The 5,331-nt window shown below is 39.5% G+C and carries 4 protein-coding genes; all 4 read left to right on the forward strand.

From position 1 onward, the window contains the following. A partial coding sequence (locus SPADD19_RS12355) for an FtsW/RodA/SpoVE family cell cycle protein (RefSeq protein ID WP_241496403.1) occupies window positions 1-285 on the forward strand: 285 nt, incomplete at its 5' end. A 39-nt stretch (window positions 286-324) separates the two neighbouring features. Then, window positions 325-3,150: a phosphoenolpyruvate carboxylase gene (gene ppc, locus SPADD19_RS01930; RefSeq protein WP_061455062.1), complete on the forward strand. Its 2,826-nt coding sequence runs from the start codon at window positions 325-327 to the stop codon at window positions 3,148-3,150. Window positions 3,151-3,426: 276 nt separating this feature from the next. Further along, window positions 3,427-4,623, forward strand: a complete 1,197-nt coding sequence (tuf, locus tag SPADD19_RS01935; RefSeq protein ID WP_003002543.1) for an elongation factor Tu — start codon at window positions 3,427-3,429, stop codon at window positions 4,621-4,623. Window positions 4,624-4,787: 164 nt separating this feature from the next. Further along, window positions 4,788-5,331 (forward strand): triose-phosphate isomerase (gene tpiA, locus SPADD19_RS01940; protein WP_061455063.1); only part of this gene is annotated, 544 nt, incomplete at its 3' end.

Consider the following 5,331-nt stretch of genomic DNA (forward strand, 5'->3'; position numbering starts at 1 on the left):
ATCTTAGTAGGAATTCGAGCAAAAAATCCTTTTAATTCTATGATGGCCATTGGTATTGGTGGCATGATGTTGGTGCAAACCTTTATTAACATTGGAGGAATTTCGGGTTTGATCCCATCTACTGGGGTAACTTTTCCTTTCTTATCCCAAGGAGGGAACAGCTTATGGGTCCTATCTGTAGCTATTGCTTTTGTTCTTAACATTGATGCTAGTGAAAAAAGACTAAGAATGAAGCAGGAAGGAATCCTTTTTGAGGAAAAGGGTAAAATTAAATCTTATTACTAAATTTGTATTTGCTAGACTACGATCAATAAAGGAGAAAAAATGGTCTTACAAAAATTAGAGAACTTTAGAAATAAAGACATTGTCAAAGAAGAAGCCGAAATTCTAACAGATCTATTAGATGATATTACTAAAAATCTTGTTTGTCCGGAGACATTTGAAAAAATTTCACAATTAAAGGATCTATCGAAAACAAAGAATTACCGTGACTTGAACCAATTAGTAGAACAATTGTCTAATGAAGAAATGACGGTAATCTCACGCTATTTTGCGATTTTACCACTGTTGATCAACATCTCTGAAGATGTCGATTTAGCTTATGAAATCAATCATCTTAATAATGTGGATGGCGATTATCTTGGGAAACTTTCTTCAACGATTAAAGAAGTTGCAAAAAATGAAGATGCACAAGAAATTTTAGAAAATCTAAATATTGTACCCGTTTTAACGGCCCATCCGACTCAAGTGCAAAGAAAGACCATGCTGGATCTGACCAATCATATTCATGCTTTACTTCGCCAACATCGGGATGTTAAAGCAGGATTGATCAATGAGAATAAGTGGTATAATAACCTTCGTTGTAATATTGAAATCATGATGCAAACGGATATGATCCGTGATAAAAAATTGAAGGTGACAAATGAGATCACCAACGTCATGGAGTATTACAATAGTTCCTTCTTACAAGCTGTTCCAAACCTCGTGTTGGAATACAAACGTTTAGCAAAAGAACATGGTTTAGAGCTCGAACAACCACATCCAATTACAATGGGAATGTGGATTGGAGGAGACAGGGATGGAAATCCTTTTGTGACGGCTGATACTTTAAAACGTTCAGCAACCATTCAAAGTGAAGTCATTTTGAACTATTACATTGAAAAGATTTCTAAATTATACCGTCATTTCTCACTTTCAACTAGTCTCTCTAATACTAGTGAAGCGGTAGCTGAGATGGCTTCCTTGTCAAGTGATACGTCAGTCTTTCGCGAAAAAGAACCTTACCGTCGTGCTTTCCACTATATCCAATCAAAATTGATCCAAACCTTGGTTAACTTAAAAGAATGGACTATGGTTGGTGAAACAAGGGAAGACCGCTATGCGGTAGAGAGATTATTGGGAGCAAGTAATCACCAACAAGGGCCCGTTTCTGATTATATTGGTAATCGGATTTCAGGCGCCTTAAAAGAGATTTCTGCTAAAGAATCTCCAGCTTATGCGTCCGCTCAAGAGTTTAAAGAAGATCTTGAAAAGATTAAAGATTCCTTGTTAGAAAATAAATCAGAGTATTTGATTTCCGGTGAGTTTGCAGAACTCCTAGAAGCTATCGATGTCTTTGGTTTTTACCTTGCATCTATTGATATGCGCCAAGATTCTAGTGTGCATGAAGCCTGTGTGGCAGAATTGCTGAAATCAGCAGGGATTAATGATCATTATTCAGATTTATCAGAGGACGAAAAGTGTCAGATTCTCTTGAAAGAACTCTTAGAAGACCCACGTATTTTATCAGCAACCCATGCCGATAAATCTGAGTTGCTTGAAAAAGAATTGGCGATTTTCCAGACAGCGCGTGAATTGAAGGATCGCTTGGGTGAAGAAGTTATCCGTCAAAACATTATCTCCCATGCAACAAGCGTATCAGATATGTTGGAACTGGCAGTGATGTTAAAAGAAGTGGGCTTAATTGATACTGAAAAAGCACGTGTGCAAATTGTTCCATTGTTTGAAACAATTGAAGATTTGGATCATTCAGAAGAAACCATGAGAAGCTACTTGTCACTTCCAATCGCTAAACGTTGGATTGCTTCTAAGAATAATTACCAAGAAATTATGTTAGGCTACTCGGATTCTAACAAGGATGGTGGCTACTTGTCTTCTTGTTGGACCCTCTTTAAAGCCCAACAACAATTGACCGCTATCGGAGATGAGTTTGGAGTGAAGATTACCTTCTTCCATGGTCGTGGTGGTACGGTTGGTCGTGGTGGAGGTCCTACTTATGAAGCCATCACTTCTCAACCGTTGAAATCGATTAATGACCGTATCCGCTTAACGGAGCAAGGGGAAGTGATCGGCAATAAATACGGGAACAAAGATGCCGCCTACTACAACCTTGAGATGCTCGTCTCTGCAACCATTAACCGAATGATTGCCGAACAAAAGAGTCCATTCTCTATGTTTGATCGTTTCGGGGAAGTCATGGATAAAGTCGTGAATCGTAGTTACGATATCTATCGTGATTTGGTCTTTGGAAATGAGCATTTCTATGATTACTTCTTTGAATCAAGTCCGATCAAAGCTATTTCTAGCTTTAATATTGGTTCGCGTCCAGCTGCCCGTAAGACCATTACAGAAATTGGTGGTTTGCGTGCCATTCCTTGGGTGTTCTCTTGGTCACAAAGTCGGGTGATGTTCCCTGGTTGGTATGGAGTAGGTTCTAGCTTTAAGGAATTTATCGATGAGGATCCTGAGAATATCGAAACCCTTCGATACATGTATAAAAACTGGCCTTTCTTCCAATCTCTCTTGTCAAATGTGGACATGGTCTTATCAAAAGCCAATATGGATATTGCCTTTGAGTACGCGCAATTGTGTGAAGAAGAAGAAGTGCGCAATATTTATCAAATTATCTTACATGAATGGCAATTGACGAAGGATATCATCTTGATGATTGAGGAACAAGAAGAATTACTCGCGGAAAACTCTTATTTGAAAGAAAGTTTGGACTATCGGATGCCATACTTTAACGTCTTGAACTATATTCAGTTAGAATTGATTCGACGTCAACGGACTGGACAACTACCAGCCGATCAAGACAAGCTGATCCATATCACCATCAATGGGGTGGCTACAGGACTACGGAATTCAGGCTAAAAAATCGGAACAATTGTTCCGATTTTTTTGCTTTGGAAGGAAGTGATAGAAGATGATTAACGAGCTTGAATAGCAGGTTTTAAATGAGAATTTTCAAAGCTTAATCAAGATCTTTCTGTAAGATGACAAAATAAAAGAAAAGAAGAGGAATAATTAAGAAAATATAGGTAAAAGGCTTGCAATTTTATCTAAAATTCGATAGAATAGTAAGGAAAGTTAGACTGTATTGCCTACTGTCTATCTATAAAATATATTTTATTGGAGGCTTTTACTCAAATGGCAAAAGAAAAATACGATCGTAGTAAACCGCACGTTAACATCGGTACAATCGGACACGTTGACCACGGTAAAACTACCCTAACTGCAGCAATCACAACTGTTTTGGCACGTCGCTTGCCTTCATCAGTTAACCAACCTAAAGACTATGCGTCTATCGATGCTGCTCCAGAAGAACGCGAACGCGGTATCACTATCAACACTGCACACGTTGAGTACGAAACTGCTAAACGTCACTACGCTCACATCGACGCTCCAGGACACGCGGACTACGTTAAAAACATGATCACTGGTGCCGCTCAAATGGACGGAGCTATCCTTGTAGTAGCTTCAACTGACGGACCAATGCCACAAACACGTGAACACATCCTTCTTTCACGTCAGGTTGGTGTTAAACACTTGATCGTCTTCATGAACAAAGTTGACTTGGTTGATGATGAAGAATTGCTTGAATTGGTTGAAATGGAAATCCGTGACCTTCTTTCAGAATACGATTTCCCAGGTGATGACCTTCCAGTTATCCAAGGTTCAGCTCTTAAAGCTCTTGAAGGTGACTCTAAATATGAAGATATCATCATGGAATTGATGGATACTGTTGATGAGTACATCCCAGAACCAGAACGCGATACTGACAAACCATTGCTTCTTCCAGTCGAAGACGTATTCTCAATCACTGGACGTGGTACAGTTGCTTCAGGACGTATCGACCGTGGTGTTGTTCGTGTCAATGATGAAATCGAAATCGTTGGTATCAAAGAAGAAATCCAAAAAGCAGTTGTTACTGGTGTTGAAATGTTCCGTAAACAACTTGACGAAGGTCTTGCAGGGGATAACGTTGGTGTGCTTCTTCGTGGTATCCAACGTGATGAAATCGAACGTGGACAAGTTATCGCTAAACCAGGTTCAATCAACCCACACACTAAATTCAAAGGTGAAGTTTACATCCTTACTAAAGAAGAAGGTGGACGTCATACTCCATTCTTCAACAACTACCGTCCACAGTTCTACTTCCGTACAACTGACGTAACTGGATCTATCGAACTTCCAGCAGGAACTGAAATGGTAATGCCTGGTGATAACGTGACTATCGACGTTGAGTTGATCCACCCAATCGCCGTTGAACAAGGTACTACATTCTCAATCCGTGAAGGTGGACGTACTGTTGGTTCAGGTATGGTTACTGAAATCGAAGCTTAATTCGATCTAGTTCCCAGATTAACAATTATATAGACAGACAGAAAACCCCGTGAAGACGGGGTTTTTATTTTGGTAAAAAGTAAAATGAGCTTGTGCAACCTTTCATTATGACGAAAATTATGGTAAAATAGATAGTATAAAATTAGAAAAAAGAGGTATGTGAAATGTCACGTAAACCATTTATCGCTGGTAACTGGAAAATGAACAAAAATCCAGAAGAAGCAAAAGCATTTGTTGAAGCTGTAGCATCAAAACTTCCTTCAGCTGACCTTGTTGAAGCTGGAATCGCGGCTCCTGCAGTTGACTTGACTACAGTACTTGCTACTGCTAAAGGTTCAAACCTTAAAGTTGCTGCACAAAACACTTACTTTGAAAATGCTGGTGCCTTCACTGGTGAAACTAGCCCACAAGTTTTGAAAGAAATCGGTACTGACTACGTTGTTATCGGTCACTCAGAACGTCGTGACTACTTCCACGAAACTGATGAAGATATCAACAAAAAAGCAAAAGCAATTTTTGCGAACGGTATGCTTCCAATCATCTGTTGTGGTGAAAGCCTTGAAACTTACGAAGCTGGTAAAGCAGCAGAATTCGTAGGTGCTCAAGTTTCAGCTGCTCTTGCTGGATTGACTGCAGAACAAGTCGCTTCAACAGTTATCGCATATGAACCAATCTGGGCTATCGGTACTGGTAAATCAGCTTCACAAG

Origin of the sequence: Streptococcus parasanguinis (genome assembly GCF_001578955.1) — a bacterium.
Lineage (GTDB): Bacteria > Bacillota > Bacilli > Lactobacillales > Streptococcaceae > Streptococcus > Streptococcus parasanguinis_U.